Here is a 14,995-nt window from a genome sequence, read left to right as displayed (position 1 = left end):
AGCCGGCGCACCCGCGCCGGCTTTCATTTTGAAATCTTCGGTAACTGCGCGCCTGCTTGGCGGGACACGTGTCTCGGTATACTCCGCCGCGGGCCTGACAGGCCGATGAACACGCGTATCCAGGAACGGTTCCGCTCGCGCGGACGCGGGTGGCGCAGTTGGCCGCCGCTGCCGGATATGACTCGACAATCAACGATATAAGCAGAGCGATGAAAAAGAGCGTAGCGATCACCCTGGGCGTGGTCATAGTGGGAGCGGGAAGCTGGGTCGGCGCCACGTGGTACACCGGCAAGCGCATCGAAGAAGACGCGCAGCGTTACCTGGCGCAAGCCAACGAGAAGCTGGCCAAGGTCACCCCCCTGTTCGGTCTGCGCATCGACCAGCTCAAGTACGAGCGCGGCCTGTTCTCCACGCAGGCGCGCTATGGCGTGTCGTTCATCAAGAACGACAAGGGCCTGGACGACCTGCCCGGCGGCATGATCGAGTTCGACGCGAACGTCGAGCACGGCCCCTTCCCCAAGAGCGCCCTGGCGCGCGGCGCCATTGCGCCCAAGCTGGCGTTCATCCACACCGAAATCGCCAAGACGGACAACATCAAGCCCGTCTTCGAGCTGACCAAGGACGTGTCCCCGCTGATGAGCGACGCGATCGTCAGCTATAGCGGCAATGCGGTGACGACCGCCGCGGTCGCTCCCGTTACCGTCACGCACGACGGCAACGCGCTCGACTTCAGCGGCATGCGCATCGAAGGCACCTTCGACCGCGCCACCCAGGCGGTCACCGCGCACGGCGTGATGGACAAGCTGGCCGTCGACGGCACCAAGAGCAGCGACCCGGTGAAGATGACCGTGGCGGGCCTGACCATGGACGTCGACAGCCGCATGGGCAAGTTCGGCATTTCCATGGGCAATTCGGACCTGAAGATCAAGCGCGTGGACGTCCTGCGCCCCACCGACGACATGAAGGTGGCGCTGGACAACTTCAGCTATGGCGTGAAGCTGTCCGAGGACGACAAGGCGATCAACGTGCAGGCCGCCTATCAGACGGGCGACCTTACCGTGAATGACGTCGTGCTGGGCAACGGCCAGGCCGTGGTGAAGCTTGCCCGCCTGGACGGCCAGGCAGTCAAGCAACTGTCGGACACCTACAACCAGCTCATGCGCCAGTACATGCTGGGCGCCAGCGACGAAGGCCTGAAGGACGAACAGTTCGACGTCCTGCTGGACAACGCCGGCAAGCTGCTGGCCGGCAATCCGTCGTTCAGCATCGATCCGCTGAGCTGGAAAACGGCCAAGGGCGAAAGCAAGCTGACGTTCACGCTTGAAATGGCCAACCCGGCCAACGCCAAGGACCTGACCCCGCAGGAAATCGCGGTGCAGGCGATCAAGAAGATCGACGCCTCGCTGGTGATCTCCAAGCCGATGGTGCAGGACCTGATGGTGCAGTACGCCATGAAGAAGGAAGGCCTGACCGCCGAGAAGGCCGCGGCCGACGCCGACGAGAGCATCCGCCAGATGGCCGGCATGGCCGAAATGATGAACGTCGGCAAGAACGACGGCGACAACATCGTCGGCAAGTTCACGTTCGCCGATGGCATGGGCGACCTGAACGGCCAGAAGATCCCCGCCGATGAACTGTTCAGCGGCCTGCTGGGCGCCACCGGCATGAACGGCATGGACGATGACGATGAGCTGTCGGGCATCGGCATGGATTCCGACGAGGAATCCACCGCCGCCGCACCGGTGGCGGGCGTCATGCAGGACTTCAACCTGGAAGACGTCGCCAACATGCTGGACGACATGGGCTACACCGTCACCCGCACCGATGGCACCGACGGCCCCGTGCTGGTCCTGAACCCGGGCACCACCGGCGCCACGGATCTGCGCCTGGAGTTCCTGTGCAACGACTTCACGGAAAAGTGCCTGGACCTCGTGGCAACCGCCACGTATGCCACCAAGAAGCCGATGTCGCTCAAGGCGATCAACGCCTGGAACCAGGAATACCGCTGGAGCCGCGCCTACCTGGATGACAAGAACCAGGCTGTGCTGCAGATGGACATGAACGCCGAAGGCGGGCTGGGCAAGGACAACCTGCAAATCCTGCTCAACACCTTCATCAGCATCGCCGAAGACTTCGGCGCCGCGGCGAAAGCGCCCGCGAAGTAATGCGCGGCCGGCCTGGCGCCGGCCCCAGACAAAAGCCCCCGCCTGTGAAGGACGGGGGCTTTTTTCATCCTGCTGCCAGGGTGTCTGACACCCGATGAGACGCTGGGGCAGGCTGAAGCGACTCTCCCCAGGGTGTCAGACACCTTCAAATGCCGAGGACTATGCGTACGCTTCGATCGGCAGGCAGGCGCAGACCAGGTTGCGATCGCCGTAGGCGTTGTCCACGCGGGCGACCGGCGGCCAGTACTTGCCGTCGCGCAGCGTGGCCACCGGGTAGGCGGCCTGCTGGCGCGGGTAGTCGTGCAGCCATTCCTCGGCCAGCAGCATCTGGGCGGTGTGCGGCGCGTTCTTCAGGACGTTGTCGTCACGGTCGCGTTCGCCGCGTTCGACCTGCGCGATCTCTTCGCGGATGGCGATCATCGCGTCGATGAAACGGTCCAGTTCGGCCACGCCTTCGGATTCGGTCGGCTCGACCATCAGCGTGCCGGCCACCGGGAAGCTCATCGTGGGCGCATGGAAGCCGTAGTCCATCAGGCGCTTGGCGATGTCTTCGGCGCTGATGCCGCTGGTTTCCTTGAGCGGGCGCACGTCCAGGATGCACTCGTGCGCCACGCGGCCGTTGCGGCCCGCGTACAGGACCGGATAGTGGTCGCGCAGGCGGGTGGCAATGTAGTTGGCGTTCAGGATGGCGACTTCGGTGGCGCGGCGCAGGCCGTCCGCGCCCATCAGCGCGATGTACACAAACGGAATCGGCAGGATGCCGGCCGAGCCGAACGGGGCGGCCGAGACCGGGCCGACCTTGGCGTCGCCGGGCAGCTTGCCCTGTTCGTTCACGACGCCCGGCAGATACGGCGCCAGGTGCGCGCGCACCGCCACGGGGCCCACGCCGGGACCGCCGCCGCCGTGCGGAATGCAGAAGGTCTTGTGCAGGTTCAGGTGGGACACGTCCGAGCCGAACTTGCCGGGCTTGGCCACGCCGACCATTGCGTTCATGTTGGCGCCGTCCAGGTAAACCTGGCCGCCGGCCTGATGCACCAGATCGCAGATTTCGGTCACGGCTTCTTCGAACACGCCGTGCGTGGACGGGTACGTGATCATCAGCGCGGCCAGCTTGTCGCCGACCTGCGCGATCTTGGCGCGCAGGTCCGTGAGGTCCACATTGCCATTGGCGTCCGAGGCCACCACCACCACGTCCATGCCGGCCAGCTGCGCCGAGGCGGGGTTGGTGCCGTGCGCCGACGACGGGATCAGGCAGATGTTGCGCTGGTGCTGGCCGTTGGCCTGGTGGTAACCGCGAATGGCGAGCAGGCCCGCGTATTCGCCCTGCGCGCCCGAGTTGGGCTGCAGGCTGATGTTGTCGTAGCCGGTGATTTCGCACAGCGCGGCCGACAGGCGGTCGATCAGTTCGACGTAGCCCTGGCTTTGCGAGGCGGGCGCGAACGGGTGGATCAGCGCGAATTCGGGCCAGGTGATGGGGATCATCTCGGCCGTGGCGTTCAGCTTCATGGTGCACGAACCCAGCGGGATCATCGTGCGGTCCAGGGCCAGGTCCTTGTCGGCCAGCTTGCGCAAGTAGCGCAGCATGTCGGTTTCGGACTGGACGCTGGAGAAGATGGGATGCGTCAGGATGGCGCTTTCGCGGGCCACCGAGGCGGGGATGCCACTGGGGGCTGCGGCGTCGAGCGCGTCGATGTCGAGTTCGACGTCATCGCGCTCCAGGCCGGCGGCGAAGACGTTGACCAGCGACTGCAGGTCGTCCACGGTGACGGTTTCGTCCAGCGAAACCGCCAGGCGCGCGCCGTCGACGCGGCGCAGGTTGATGTGGGCGCAGTCGGCGGCCGTCAGGATGGCAGGCGTCGCGGCGCCGGTTTCCAGCAGCAGCGTGTCGAAGAAGGTGTCGTTGACGACCTTGACGTCCAGCTTGATGAGTTCGGCGCGCAGGATCGCGGTGGCGCGCTGCACGCGCTCGGCGATGCGGCGGATGCCGGTGGGACCGTGCCACACGGCGTACATGCCGGCCATCACTGCCAGCAGCACCTGCGCCGTGCAGATGTTGGAGGTGGCCTTCTCGCGGCGGATGTGCTGTTCGCGCGTCTGCAGCGCCAGGCGCAGCGCGGGGTTGCCCTGCGCGTCCTTGGACACGCCGACCAGGCGGCCGGCCATGTTGCGCTTGAAGGCGTCCTTGCAGGCCATGAAGCCCGCGTGCGGGCCGCCAAAGCCGAACGGCACGCCGAAGCGCTGAGCCGAACCGACGGCGATGTCGGCGCCCCACTCGCCCGGGGCGGCCAGCACGGCCAGCGCCAGCAGGTCCGTCGCGCACGCCACCACGGCGCCTTGCGCGTGGGCGGCTTCGGCCAGCTTGCGGTAGTCGGACACGGCGCCCGTGCTGTGCGGGTATTGCAGCAGCACGCCAAAGCACTCGGGCAGGCCTTCGGCTTCGTCGCCGATGCGGATCTCGATGTCCAGGCCTTCGGCGCGCGTGCGCACGACTTCGATGGTCTGCGGATGCACGTGGCGCGAGATGAAGAACACCGGGCTCTTGGACTTGGCGCTGCGGCGCGCGAGCGTCATCGCTTCGGCGGCGGCCGTGCTTTCGTCCAGCAGCGAGGCGTTGGAGATGTCCAGGCCGGTCAGGTCGGCGACCATGGTCTGGTAGTTCAGCAGGGCCTCCAGGCGGCCCTGCGAGATCTCGGGCTGGTACGGCGTGTAGGCCGTGTACCAGGCGGGATTTTCAAGAATGTTGCGCAACACCACGTTGGGCGTCTGCGTGCCGTAGTACCCCTGCCCGATGTAGCTGCGGTAGACCTTGTTGCGGCCCGCCACCTGCTTCAGTTCGGCCAGCACGTCGGCTTCGCTGCGCGAGGCGGGCAGCGCCAGCGGCGCCTGGCTGCGGATCTTGGGAGGCACGACTTCTTCGATCAGGGCGTCCAGGCTGTCGCTGCCGATCACGGCAAGCATGGCGGCCTGGTCGGCGTCGGAGGGGCCGATGTGGCGGGGAATGAAGTCGGTATGGGTGTCTAGGGCGCGCGACATGGGGAGATCTCGGGGTAACGGGTGTCGTCCTGGGGACGGACGGTATTGCGTCTGGCGAGGGCGGCGGCGCCAAGGCGGCCCGCCTCCCTCGCGGGCGGCATCAGCCGTTGGCGACGGCTTCGTAGCCGGCAGCGTCCAGCAGCTTGTCGGCGTCGGCCGCGTTGTCCGGCTTGATCTTGAAGATCCAGGCGGTGAAGGCCGATTCGTTGATCAGGTTGGGGTTGCTTTCGAGTTCTTCGTTGAAGGCAACGATTTCGCCGGACACGGGCGCGTAGATGTCCGAGGCGGCCTTGACCGACTCGACCACGCCGGCGGTTTCGCCCGCGTTCAGCTTCGCGCCGACGTTCACGTCGCCGACGAAGACCAGATCGCCCAGCTGATCCTGGGCGGTGTCGGTGATGCCGACGACGAACACGTCGCCCTCGGCTTTGACCCATTCATGGGACTCGGTGTACTTGCGATCGGTGGGCAGACTCATGGGAACTCCTGAGGGAATGCGGGTAGATGAATGGTGTTGCGCGCCTCGCGCGGGCGGCCGTCGCCCAGACAGGGGCGGCGCACGCGCGAAGCTTCGAGTTTACGAGTGTTCGACGGCTTTGCCGTTACGCACGAAGGGCAGCTTGCACGCCACGGCGGGCACCCACTTGCCGCGGATATCGACCTCGACCGTATCGCCCGGGGCCACGCCTTGCGGCAGGCGGGCAAAGCCGATCGACACGCCCAGCGTGGGCGACATGGTGCCGCTGGTGAGTTCGCCCATGCCTTGCGGGGTGCGCACGGCCATGTGCGCGCGCATGACGCCGCGGTCCTTGAGCTTTAAGCCCATGAACGTGGCGGGCGTGGCGAATTGCTCGAGCGCATCGCGGCCGATGAAGCTGCGCTCGGCGTTCTTGAGGGACACGGTCCAGGTCAGGCCGGCCTGGCCGGGCTGGGTCAGTTCGTCCATGTCCTGGCCGTACAGGTTCATGCCGGCTTCCAGGCGCAGCGTGTCGCGCGCGCCCAGGCCTGCCGGACGCACGCCCTGGGCGGTCAGGTCGCGCCAGAGCTGGACCACGTCGGCGGCGGGCAGGACGATTTCAAAGCCGTCCTCGCCGGTATAGCCCGTGCGGGCGACCAGCGTGTCGTCGCCCAGGCGGGCGGCGACGAAGGGCGTCAGCGGTTCGGTGGCGGCTTGCCAGGCCGGGCGGGCCGCCCAGACTTTGGCGCGGGCGTTGGGGCCTTGCACGGCCACCATGGCCAGATCGCGGCGCGGCGTGATGGCGACGTCGAACGCGCCGGCCTGCTTGACGCGCTGCATCCAGGCCACGTCCTTGTCGGCCGTGCCGGCGTTGACCACCACGCGCCATTCGTCGGCGGCGAAGAAATAGATGATGAGGTCGTCGATGACGCCGCCCTGCGGGTTCAGCATGCAGCTGTAGAGCGCCTTGCCCGGCACCGTCAGCTTGGACACGTCGTTGGCGACCAGGCGCTGCAGGAAGGCGAACGCGTCGGGACCCTTCACGTCGACGTTGAGCATGTGCGAGACGTCGAACATGCCGGCGTCCTGGCGCACCGCGTGATGCTCTTCAAGCTGCGAGCCGTAGGCAAGCGGCATGTCCCAGCCGCCGAAATCGACCATGCGGGCGCCGGCGGCGATGTGTTCTTCGGCCAGCGGGGTGCGTTTGAGGGGTGCGGACATGCGGGGAACTCCGGGACGGCGTGATGCCAGGGTTACGGAATGCCGCTGATTGCGGGTGGATGGAGCCCGCGCAACGGCTGAATCTTCCGCCCCTCTGTCCTTTTGCCTGAGAGTTGCCCCGCGTGGCGGGTTTGCACCTTCGGCGCCTGGGCTGCTCGCCATGTCCCTGTTTCAGGGGCGGCGCCAGGTCTCTCCAGAGTACTGTTTTGCCGCATCCGCATGGCCATGAGGCAACAAATGCGGGACGGGGCAAGCCTGCGCGGTATCGGTTACCTGAGCGATTCTGGGCGAATTGCGCCTTCGGCGGCGGCCGGGCTTGATGCCTTCGGCCACTCTCTCCCGCAGCATGCGTGACAGCGCCGAAAGCATACAACGAAAGCCTGGGGTAAGCCTAGGCCTGTCGCGCGCGGGGCGGCGCTAGCCCAGCGCCGTGTCCAGCAACATCATCAGGACGAAACCCAGCATCAACCCGCAGGTGGCGTAGACCTCGTGCCCCTTGCGGTGCGATTCCGGGATGATCTCGTGGCTGATGACGAACAGCATGGCGCCCGCGGCAAAGCCCAACCCCCACGGCAGCAGCGGCGCGGACCACCCGACGACCGCGGCGCCCAGCACCGCGCCCACGGGCTCGATCAGCCCGGACAGCATGCCCAGCGCCACCGCGAAGGTCCGTTTGTAGCCGGCGGCCAGCAAGGCGACCGCCACCACCAGTCCTTCGGGGATGTCCTGGATGGCGATGCCGGTGGCCAGCGCCGTGCCGCGCACCGGGTCGCCCGCGGCATAGCCCACGCCGATCGCCAGCCCCTCGGGCAGGTTGTGCAGCATGATCGCGAAGACGAACAGCCAGGTGCGGCGCAGACGGTGCGCCTCCATCCCTTCCCTGCCCTTGATGAAATGCTCGTGCGGCAGCGTCCGGTCCATGAGCAGCAGCACGCCTGCGCCCAGCAGGATCGCGGCGCCCACGGTCAGGCCCGCGCCCCACGGGCCGTAACCCAGGTCCTCGCCCGCGGCGATGCCCGGCACCACCAGCGAAAACGCGCTGGCGGCCAGCATGACGCCGGCGCCAAAGCCGAACATGCTGTCCTGCGCCTTTTGCGGAATGGTGCGGGCAAAGAGAATGGGCAACGTGCCGAGCGCGGTGGCGCCGGCCGCGACAAGCCCGCCAAGCAGCGCGTCCGCCACGTGCGGCGCCCGCACGTCCAGGTAAACCCAGAGTTGGTATAGGGCCAGGCAGGACACCATCACAGCCAGCGTCCAGACGCTGATGCTGGTGGCTGCCGGCCGTACGCGATGACGGCTGAAGGTATTCATAGGCGGCTGCGCTCCTTCGTGAAGATGCGCTCAGCCCCGTGCTGCGGCGTAGCGGCGCGAGACCTCGGGCCAGTTCACCACGTTGTAGAAAGCGCCGATGTATTCCGGCCGGCGGTTCTGGTACTTCAGATAATAAGCGTGTTCCCAGACATCCAGCCCCAGAATGGGCGTGTTGTCGTCCATCAGCGGGCTGTCCTGGTTGGCGCTGCTTTCGACCACCAGCTTGCCGGCGGGCGTCACGCTCAGCCAGGCCCAACCGCTGCCAAAGCGCGTCAGGGCCGCCTTGGTGAAGGCTTCCTTGAAGGCGGGCAGTCCGCCCAGGTCGGCGTCGATGGCCGCGGCCAGCGCGCCGTTCGGCTCGCCGCCACCCTGCGGCGACATGACGGACCAGAAGAGGCTGTGGTTGGCGTGGCCGCCGCCGTGGTTGCGCACCGCGCCGCGCACGGCGTCGGGCAATTCCTTGATGCGGGCGACCAGCGCCTCGACCGGCTCGTCCGTGTCGATGCCGGCGCCTTCCAGCGCGGCATTCAGGCCGTTGACGTAGGTCTGGTGATGCTTGGTGTAGTGGATCTCCATCGTCATCGCGTCGATATGGGGTTCCAGCGCGTCATAGGCGTACGGCAAGGGAGGAAGGGTGTAGGCCATGCGAGTCTCCGGCTGATCCGTCCCGGGCGGGACGAGCTTGATAAAGATCAAAACATAAATGATATGTATTTCTATTTGATATCACAATGCCGGATTGGCGATGCGTGCCGCAGCGGTGTCCACCGCAGCGGAATGCGCGTTGCAGATTGACGCTAACCGCGCCGAGAAATCAAAGCGCCTGCCCGCAGGCGACGCCCGACGCCCACGCCCATTGGAAGTTGTAGCCGCCCAGCCAGCCGGTGACGTCCACGGCTTCGCCGATGAAGTACAGACCGGGAACCGACTTGGCCTGCATCGATTTCTGATCGAGGCCGCGCGTGTCCACGCCGCCGCGCATGACTTCGGCCTTCTTGTAGCCCGCCGTGCCGCTGGGCACGAGCGTCCACTGATGAATATCCTGCGCCAGTGCGCGCAGCGTCTTGTCGGGCGCGTCGGCCAGGCGCAGGGCCGCCAGGCCGGGCTTGCCGCCCTGCTCGGCCAGGTGCAGCCAGCGGTCGGCCAGCCGCTTGGGCCACAATCCCCCCAGCACCGTGTGCAACTGCTGGCGGTTGCCGGACTTGGAGGCCAGCAGTTCCTGCGCCAGGTCACGCCCCGGCGCCAGGTCGATCACGATGGGTTCGCCCGGCTTCCAGTAGCTGGAGATTTGCAGGATCGCCGGACCGGACAGCCCCCGGTGCGTGAACAACAGGTCTTCCAGGAACTCGCCCCGCGCCTTGCCCTGCCCGGTTTGCAGGTTCACTTCCAGCGCGACGCCGGACAGTTCCGACAGCGGCTGCCATTGCACGGGGTCGAAGGTCAGCGGGACGAGCGCCGGGCGCGGCTCAACGACCTTCAGGCCGAACTGGCGGGCGATCTTCAGCCCGAAGTCCGTTGCGCCCAACTGGGGAATCGCCATGCCGCCCGTCGCGACGACCAGCTTGGCGGCCCGGATGACACCCTGGCTGGTGCGCAGTTCGAAGCCGGCCTCGCCCTGCGCGATCTCGGCCACCGAACAGCCCATGCGCCACTGCACATTGCCCGCGCCGCACTCGGCGCGCAGCATGTCGATGATGTTTTCGCTTGAGTCGTCGCAGAACAACTGGCCGCGATGTTTTTCGTGCCAGGCGATGCGGTGGCGCTTGATGAGCGCCAGGAAGTCCTGCGGCGTGTAGGCCGACAGCGCCGAACGGCAGAAATGCGGGTTTTCCGACAGGAAATTGGCGGGGCCGGCGCCGATGTTCGTGAAGTTGCAGCGCCCGCCGCCGGAGATGCGGATCTTCTCGGCCAGGCGCTGCGCGTGGTCGACCAGCACCACGCGCAGGCCGCGTTGACCAGCGACCGCCGCGCACATCATGCCCGCGGCGCCCGCGCCAAGCACTGCAACATCGAACATCAAGATTTCCGGCCCGCCCGTGCTTACTCTTCGATCAGGCAGTCAACGTAGTAACGCTTTTCGCCGTCCGGACCCACTTCGTCGGCCAGGCCGTGGATGTAGGTTTCGAAACCGGGGAAGCGTTCGTTGAACTCGCGCGCGAACTGCAGGTATTGCACGATGGTGCGGTTAAAGCGTTCGCCCGGGATCAGCAGCGGAATGCCCGGGGGATACGGCGTCAGCAGCACGCCCGTCACGCGGCCTTCCAGCTTGTCGATGTCGACGCGCTCGACCTCGCGGTGCGCCATGCGGGCAAACGCGTCCGACGGCTTGAGCGCGGGCACCATGTCGCTCAGGTACATCTCGGTCGTCAGGCGGGCGACGTCGCGCTCGCGGTAGGCTTCGTGGATCTGCTGGCAGAGGTCACGCAGGCCCATGCGCTCGTAGCGGCGATGGTCGCGGCAGAACTCCGGCAGGATGCGCCACAGCGGCTGGTTGCGGTCGTAGTCGTCCTTGAACTGCTGCAAGGCGGTCAACAGCGTGTTCCAGCGGCCCTTGGTGATGCCGATGGTGAACAGGATGAAGAACGAATACAGGCCGGTCTTTTCAACCACCACACCGTGCTCGGTCAGGTACTTGGAGACCAGCGCGGCAGGAATGCCGGTTTCGCCGAAGCTGCCCGACATGTCCAGCCCCGGCGTGATGACCGTGGCCTTGATCGGGTCGAGCATGTTGAAGCCTTCGGCCATTTCGCCGAAGCCGTGCCAGTGGTCGTTGGCTTCCAGGATCCATTCGTCGCGGTTGCCGATGCCTTCGGACACCAGGCGGTTCGGGCCCCAGACCTTGAACCACCAGTCGTTCTTGCCGAACTCGGATTCCACCTTGCGCATGGCGCGGCGGAAGTCCAGGGCTTCGCGGATGCTTTCCTCGACCAGCGCGGTGCCGCCCGGCGGCTCCATCATGGCGGCCGCCACGTCGCAGGACGCGATGATCGCGTACTGGGGCGAGGTGGACGTGTGCATCAGGTACGCCTCGTTGAAGACGTTGCGGTCCAGCTTGCGGGTCTCGGACTCCTGCACGATGATCTGCGAGGCCTGCGAAATGCCGGCCAGCAGCTTGTGCGTGGAGTGCGTGGCAAACACCATGGCGTCCTGGCTGCGCGGGCGATCCTGGCCGATGGCGTGCATGTCCTGGTAGAACTCGTGGAACGACGCGTGCGGCAGCCAGGCTTCGTCAAAGTGCAGCGTGTCGACGTAGCTGCCGAGCTGCTGCTTGATCATTTCGACGTTGTAGATGACGCCGTCGTACGTGCTTTGCGTCAGCGTCAGGATGCGCGGATTCTTGTTGACCGCTTCGCGCGCGAAGGGGTTGGCTTCGATCTTCTTGCGGATGTTGTCCGGGTGGAACTCTTCCAGCGGGATCGGCCCGATGATGCCCAGGTGGTTGCGCGTGGGGCGCAGGAACACGGGGATCGCGCCCGTCATCGTGATGGCGTGCAGGATCGACTTGTGGCAGTTGCGGTCCACCACCACCACGTCGCCGGCCGCAACGTTGGCGTGCCACACGACCTTGTTCGAGGTCGACGTGCCGTTGGTCACGAAGAAACAGTGGTCCGCGTGGAAGATGCGCGCGGCGTTCAGCTCGGACTCGGCCACCGGGCCGGTGTGGTCCAGCAGCTGGCCCAGTTCGTCCACGGCGTTGCAGACGTCGGCGCGCAGCATGTTCTCGCCAAAGAACTGGTGGAACATCTGGCCCACCGGGCTCTTCAGGAACGCCACCCCGCCCGAGTGACCCGGGCAGTGCCACGAATACGAACCGTCCTGCGCGTACTTCACCAGCTCGCGGAAGAACGGCGGCGGCAGGCTGTCGACGTAGCTGCGGGCCTCGCGGATGATGTGGCGCGCCACGAACTCGGGCGTGTCCTCGAACATGTGGATGAAGCCGTGCAGCTCGCGCAGGATGTCGTTCGGAATGTGTTCCGACGTGCGGGTTTCGCCGTACAGGTAGATGGGAATGTCCGCGTTGCGAAAGCGCAGTTCGCCGATGAAGGCGCGCAGGTTCTTGATCGCGCTGGCCACGTCCTCGGGCGAGTCCACGTCGAACTCTTCATCGTCGATCGACAGGATGAAGGCGCTGGCGCGGCTTTGCTGCTGCGCGAACGAGCTCAGGTCGCCGTAACTGGTCACCCCGATCACCTCGACGCCCTCGGCCTCGATTGCTGCGGACAAGGCACGGATACCCAAACCGGACGCGTTCTCGGAACGGTAGTCCTCGTCGATGATGAAAATGGGGAAGCGGAATTTCATGCAGGCGCTCCTGGGGGCATGGCGAATCGGACGCGTATCGCGGCGCGAATGTACTGCGAGTAAAAAACCGTCCGAAGTCAGACGGCGCGAGCACCCGCCGGCGGCGGGAATTGCGGAATTGTAGGGCTGTTTTTCTTACAGCCCTAAGGGAAATCCCCAGAAGCGCCGGATCGGCCTATCTGATGGTCCGGGCTTCGCCCGTTTGCAGGGCTGTCATGAACATTTCAAAGTAGGCGGGGATGGCCTCGGCGGCCCCATAGCGGATGCGCCGTTCGACCTTGGCAATGGCGCCAAAGCAGACTTCCGAGCCCGGTTCTCCGCAGACGAGAACCACCGGATCTTCGTCGTCGCAGACCTCGTACAGTCCACCGTGCGCACGGCGGCCGACTTCGTAGAGATAGGCGGCGGCGCCGACCGTCTGCATGGGGGTCAGAGGCAGCGTGCCCAGATGGGCGGCCTCCAGCGCGTCGTCCAGCGCATGGACGCTGGACGGGGAGTAGTCCAGCACGGCGCCGGTGGAACCGGCTGCCTCTACAAAGTCCTGCGCGGCACCCGCGACACGTGCCACGAACTCTTCCTGCACCTCATGGCGCGTCGCATCCTGGTTTGTCTTGAGGAAACCGAACATCAGTGGCTCCTTGTTCAAAACCGCAAGCGGCGATGGGGCCATTATAGGCAAGCCCGTCCTCCTATACTGCCCAAACGTTCCCTATTCCCAACACTTTGATTCCGCCATGAACGCCCCTGCCGTCCGCCGCCTGACCGCCCCCGATGCCGCCGCCCTGCGGCAATTGCGTCTGAACGCGTTGGTCGAAACGCCCGAGTCCTTCGGATCGAGTTACGAAGAGGAACACACGCTGACATTGGCGGACATCCGCGCGTGGATCTCGCCGGCCGACGACGGCGCCATGTATGGCGTGTTCCTGGGCGGCACGCTGGCCGGCATCGTGGGCGTCAGCCGCCAGCGCAAGCTGAAGCTGCGCCACAAGGCGCATATCTGGAGCATGTATGTGGCGCCCGCTCATCGCGGACAGGGGCTGGGCCGGCTGCTCATGCGCGCGGCGATCGACCACGCGGCAACCATGCGCGGCATCCGGCAGGTGCAACTGAGCGTGACCGCCAACAACACCGCGGCGTCCGCGCTGTACGCCAACCTGGGGTTCACGGTGTACGGCCACGAACCCGAAGCGCTTTGCGTGAACGGACAGCTCTACGATGAAACGCTGATGGCGATGCCGTTGTCGGACGGATGACCCGGCGGGTCAGCCCGCGCCAGCCCGGCGCCGCGCGCCGAACGCGCATACCTGATTGCGCCCGCCGTCCTTGGCCTTATAAAGCGCCTGGTCGGCCGCCTTGATGACGGCGTCGGGCGCGCGCAGGGCATCGCTGCGCTCGGCCACGCCGATGCTGACCGTGACGCGCAATGGCCGGGCGCCACGCCCTCCCCGGCCGCCACGCCGGCGCTGGCCGATCTGGTCCGCCTTGGGACGGGCCGGCTTGTCGCGCAGGCGCATCTGGTAGGCCTCGATGGCGCGCCGGACCGTTTCCAGATGCGGCATGGCTTCGGCCGCGGTCTTGCCGGGAAACACCAGCGTGAATTCCTCGCCGCCGTAACGATAGGCTTGGCCGCCGCCCGGCACGCGCCGCAGCTGCGAGGCCACCATGCGCAGCACCTGGTCGCCCACGTCGTGGCCGTGCGTGTCGTTGAACGCCTTGAAATGGTCGACGTCGGCCATCGCCAGCGTGTAGACGCGGCCCATGCGTTGCAGCCGTTCGTTCAGCGCGCGGCGGCCCGGCAGACCGGTGAGCTCGTCGCGAAACGCCATGTGAAAGCCTTCATGCGCCAGCGAGATGCACAGGGACGTCAGCGCCGCGGCGGACATGAGGGCCAGTTCGAGCGGCTGGGCCGCCCCGCGGGGCAGCGCCCACGCCATGCAGACAAAGCCCAGCCACTGCCCCGCCTGCTGCGGACGTCCATAGCGCAACAGCAACAGCGTCAATGTCAGGCCGGTGGCCAGCAGCGCAATCAGCGCCTCGGCCGGCACGCCCATGCGCGCCAGCGTGCCCTGCAGCGCAATGGTGCTGAACAGCTCGTCCACGCCGTCCTTGCCGGCCAGCGCGATGATCGCCGCGCCCGCGGCCATCAGGCCGACGCGCAGCGCCACGTCGATCAGCATGCTGGACCGTTCGGACCACATGGCGTTGATGGTGTAGACGAGCGACCACCAGGCCAGCACAGGCCCCATCGCCCACGGCGCGTCCCGAACCAGCGTGGGCCATGCCGCCGTGACGGCCAGCACGCACAGCATCAGCGCCATCGTTTGAGAGCGCTGATACATCAGGCAGATTGCCGAGCCGATCAGCGCCATCACCCACGGCACGAACGGCACGATCAGGCTCAACGCCGGCGGCCATTCCCGCCAGAACAGCAGTCCGATCGCGGCGGCCACCGGCAACGCGGGATAGAACAACAGGGGCAACCAGGGGATGTGGGGGTAACGCACGG

11 protein-coding genes and 2 riboswitches are annotated in these 14,995 nt (G+C 66.5%); of the genes, 2 read left to right on the top strand and 9 right to left on the bottom strand.

Annotated features, from left to right (window positions below; all coding sequences use genetic code 11):
* The first annotated feature begins 209 nt into the window (after window positions 1–209).
* Window positions 210–2,165: a DUF945 family protein gene (locus FBY20_RS15065; protein WP_056325244.1), complete on the top strand. Its 1,956-nt coding sequence runs from the start codon at window positions 210–212 to the stop codon at window positions 2,163–2,165.
* A gap of 159 nt (window positions 2,166–2,324) precedes the next feature.
* Here the strand turns inward: FBY20_RS15065 and gcvP are convergent, their stop codons facing one another.
* The 8 genes from gcvP to FBY20_RS15025 all read right to left on the bottom strand — a co-directional run bounded on the left by gcvP (window position 2,325) and on the right by FBY20_RS15025 (window position 13,117).
* On the bottom strand, window positions 2,325–5,198 hold the full coding sequence (gene gcvP / locus FBY20_RS15060) for an aminomethyl-transferring glycine dehydrogenase (RefSeq protein ID WP_142053151.1): 2,874 nt from the start codon (window positions 5,196–5,198) through the stop codon (window positions 2,325–2,327).
* Between the two features lie 100 nt (window positions 5,199–5,298).
* Window positions 5,299–5,676, bottom strand: a complete 378-nt coding sequence (gcvH, locus tag FBY20_RS15055) for a glycine cleavage system protein GcvH (protein ID WP_056325238.1) — start codon at window positions 5,674–5,676, stop codon at window positions 5,299–5,301.
* A gap of 99 nt (window positions 5,677–5,775) precedes the next feature.
* Window positions 5,776–6,876 carry a glycine cleavage system aminomethyltransferase GcvT gene (gene gcvT / locus FBY20_RS15050; RefSeq protein ID WP_142053149.1) on the bottom strand — a complete coding sequence of 367 codons (1,101 nt, stop codon included), beginning with the start codon at window positions 6,874–6,876 and terminating at the stop codon, window positions 5,776–5,778.
* 84 nt (window positions 6,877–6,960) lie between these two features.
* Window positions 6,961–7,083, bottom strand: a riboswitch (glycine riboswitch).
* A 43-nt stretch (window positions 7,084–7,126) separates the two neighbouring features.
* Window positions 7,127–7,228: riboswitch (glycine riboswitch) on the bottom strand.
* 65 nt (window positions 7,229–7,293) lie between these two features.
* A complete protein-coding gene (locus tag FBY20_RS15045; protein WP_142053147.1) occupies window positions 7,294–8,187 on the bottom strand; it encodes a ZIP family metal transporter in 894 nt (297 codons plus the stop codon).
* Between the two features lie 30 nt (window positions 8,188–8,217).
* A complete protein-coding gene (locus FBY20_RS15040; RefSeq protein WP_142053145.1) occupies window positions 8,218–8,832 on the bottom strand; it encodes a superoxide dismutase in 615 nt (204 codons plus the stop codon).
* Between the two features lie 169 nt (window positions 8,833–9,001).
* Complete coding sequence (locus FBY20_RS15035) at window positions 9,002–10,204, bottom strand: NAD(P)/FAD-dependent oxidoreductase (protein WP_142053142.1); 1,203 nt, start codon at window positions 10,202–10,204, stop codon at window positions 9,002–9,004.
* A 23-nt stretch (window positions 10,205–10,227) separates the two neighbouring features.
* Complete coding sequence (locus tag FBY20_RS15030; protein WP_056325225.1) at window positions 10,228–12,489, bottom strand: arginine/lysine/ornithine decarboxylase; 2,262 nt, start codon at window positions 12,487–12,489, stop codon at window positions 10,228–10,230.
* 175 nt (window positions 12,490–12,664) lie between these two features.
* The gene (locus FBY20_RS15025) at window positions 12,665–13,117 is read right to left on the bottom strand and encodes a hypothetical protein (protein WP_142053141.1); all 453 of its coding nucleotides are present in this window, start codon (window positions 13,115–13,117) and stop codon (window positions 12,665–12,667) included.
* A 106-nt stretch (window positions 13,118–13,223) separates the two neighbouring features.
* Here FBY20_RS15025 and FBY20_RS15020 point away from each other — a divergent pair, with 106 nt between their 5' ends.
* Window positions 13,224–13,742, top strand: a complete 519-nt coding sequence (locus FBY20_RS15020; RefSeq protein WP_142053139.1) for a GNAT family N-acetyltransferase — start codon at window positions 13,224–13,226, stop codon at window positions 13,740–13,742.
* Window positions 13,743–13,751: 9 nt separating this feature from the next.
* On the opposite strand, the gene FBY20_RS15015 is transcribed toward FBY20_RS15020, so the two are convergent.
* Window positions 13,752–14,993: a diguanylate cyclase gene (locus FBY20_RS15015; protein WP_142053137.1), complete on the bottom strand. Its 1,242-nt coding sequence runs from the start codon at window positions 14,991–14,993 to the stop codon at window positions 13,752–13,754.
* Window positions 14,994–14,995 lie beyond the last annotated feature (2 nt).

This window comes from Achromobacter sp. SLBN-14 (genome assembly GCF_006715415.1).
Lineage (GTDB): Bacteria > Pseudomonadota > Gammaproteobacteria > Burkholderiales > Burkholderiaceae_B > Achromobacter > Achromobacter mucicolens.
The sequence above is the reverse complement of the archived record's forward strand: the minus strand, read 5'-3'. Positions and strand labels throughout refer to the sequence as shown.

Excerpts from the sequence above, each read along its gene's own strand:
- FBY20_RS15045 (WP_142053147.1), bottom strand. The coding sequence starts at position 8,187 with ATGAATACCTTCAGCCGTCATCGCGTACGGCCGGCAGCCACCAGCATC.
- FBY20_RS15020 (WP_142053139.1), top strand. The coding sequence starts at position 13,224 with ATGAACGCCCCTGCCGTCCGCCGCCTGACCGCCCCCGATGCCGCCGCC.
- FBY20_RS15025 (WP_142053141.1), bottom strand. The coding sequence starts at position 13,117 with ATGTTCGGTTTCCTCAAGACAAACCAGGATGCGACGCGCCATGAGGTG.
- FBY20_RS15035 (WP_142053142.1), bottom strand. The coding sequence starts at position 10,204 with ATGTTCGATGTTGCAGTGCTTGGCGCGGGCGCCGCGGGCATGATGTGC.
- FBY20_RS15040 (WP_142053145.1), bottom strand. The coding sequence starts at position 8,832 with ATGGCCTACACCCTTCCTCCCTTGCCGTACGCCTATGACGCGCTGGAA.
- FBY20_RS15065 (WP_056325244.1), top strand. The coding sequence starts at position 210 with ATGAAAAAGAGCGTAGCGATCACCCTGGGCGTGGTCATAGTGGGAGCG.
- gcvT (WP_142053149.1), bottom strand. The coding sequence starts at position 6,876 with ATGTCCGCACCCCTCAAACGCACCCCGCTGGCCGAAGAACACATCGCC.
- FBY20_RS15030 (WP_056325225.1), bottom strand. The coding sequence starts at position 12,489 with ATGAAATTCCGCTTCCCCATTTTCATCATCGACGAGGACTACCGTTCC.
- gcvH (WP_056325238.1), bottom strand. The coding sequence starts at position 5,676 with ATGAGTCTGCCCACCGATCGCAAGTACACCGAGTCCCATGAATGGGTC.
- gcvP (WP_142053151.1), bottom strand. The coding sequence starts at position 5,198 with ATGTCGCGCGCCCTAGACACCCATACCGACTTCATTCCCCGCCACATC.